1 protein-coding gene and 1 pseudogene are annotated in these 1669 nt (G+C 62.1%); both read left to right on the forward strand.

The window, feature by feature from the left end; translation table 11 throughout:
• The coding region (locus FHW79_RS32225; RefSeq protein ID WP_211108593.1) for a linear amide C-N hydrolase at positions 1-663 on the forward strand (663 nt) is incomplete at its 5' end.
• A 151-nt stretch (positions 664-814) separates the two neighbouring features.
• Positions 815-1652 (forward strand): annotated as a pseudogene (locus tag FHW79_RS32230) (IS5 family transposase).
• The last annotated feature ends 17 nt before the right edge of the window (positions 1653-1669 follow it).

A 1669-nucleotide genomic window follows, 5' to 3' on the forward strand; every position in this document is an offset into this window, starting at 1 on the left:
GGACTGTCGAATCTGCTATGGGCCCAATACGTGCTCGACAACTTCGCTTCCGTCAAAGAGGCGGTTGAAGGATTGAAGAACGTTCAGATCGTTCCTGTTGCGCATGATGGGAAGCAATGGCCGCTTCACCTCGCAATATCGGATGCCGAAGGGGATTCAGCCATCGTCGAGTTCGTCGACGGCAGGATGACCGTTCATCGGGGCAAAGAGTTTACCGTGATGACCAACGAGCCGCCGCTGGAGACGCAGCTCAAGAACATCAGGAATTACAAGCTTTTCGGCGGCACGAAACCGATGCCGGGGGATATCGATCCGGAAAGCCGGTTCGTCCGGGCCGCTTCGTATCTGAAGACTTTGCCACCAGCCAGGAGCGTGCCGGAAGCCATCGCCGGCGCTCAATCCATTGCCCGCACTGTAGCAGTCCCGCCGGGCGCCAAAGATACCTCCGGCGGGGTTGCCGAGGATGCGTGGCCGACACTGTGGTTCACGCTGGCCGACTCAAGCAACAGGACATATTTCTTCCACTCCGCCAGTTCTCCCAATCTCTACTGGGTCGATCTCACAAAGATTGACTTCGGGTCGAAGGCAAGCGAACAAGCCATCGACGCGTATGACTGGGCCCTTGCCGGGGACATCACGCAGCGCCTCACCAACACCAATTGAAAGCATTCCGCCGGGTGTCGCACCAAGTCTAATATCAGCGAGCGGAACCGCTGACTCACTGACAGCCCGTTTTGAGAGTTTGGCGTGGGCGGCGTGAGGGGTAGGGACGGCGGCTGTTCGGGAAGGGAGTTTTCCCGTCTGGAGGTCGCCGATGTGGACGCCCGAGGATCGCGCGCTGGTGGGGAACTATGGGTCCGGCCAAGCGCTCAGCGACGATCAGTACCGCCTGCTTGAGCCGATAATCCCCGCGCCGAAGCCGGGAGGTCGGCCACGGACTACCGACATGCGGCGTATGCTCGACGGGCTTTTCTACGTCGTACGTACCGGTTGCCAATGGCGGCACCTGCCACCGCCCCCGGCATTTCCACCCTGGCAGACAGTGTACGGCCACATGCGCGCCTTTCAGAAGGCGGGCGTGTGGGAGACGATGCGCCACCACCTGCTGGTCATGCTGCGCGAGCAGGAAGGGCGCGAGGCCAGCCCCGCCGCCGCCATCCTCGATACCCAAAGCGTCAAGACGACGGAAAAGGGGGCCACGCGGCTGGGATGCGGCCAAGAAGGTCTGGGGGCGCAAGCGCCACATCGCGGTCGACACCTCCGGCTTCCTGCTCGGCGTTCTTGTCCATGCCGCCAACATCCAGGACTCCGACAGCGCGTGAACCCTGCTGAGCCGCATCAAGGCCCTGTACTGCTGGCTCCAGGCGGTCTTCGCCGACAGCATCTACAACCGGCTGCCGGTGCTGCTCGCCTGCTTCCTGCTCGGCCTGACGCTGATCATCGTGCGTCGTATCGCCGGGACCGGCTTCATCGTGCTGCCGCGGCGGTGGGTGGTCGAGAGAACACTCGGATGGCTGGGCCGCTTCCGGCGGCTCTCCAAAGACTACGAGGAATTGCCAGAGGTCTCCGAAACCATGATCACCCTCGCCACAATCCGCCTCATGCTCCACCGCTTGGCTCACCCGAACCGGAAACGACTGCCATCCCCCTGACTTTTAAAACGGGCTGT

The sequence above is a fragment of the Azospirillum sp. OGB3 genome (assembly GCF_014192915.1).
In the GTDB taxonomy this organism is placed as follows: Bacteria; Pseudomonadota; Alphaproteobacteria; order Azospirillales; family Azospirillaceae; genus Azospirillum.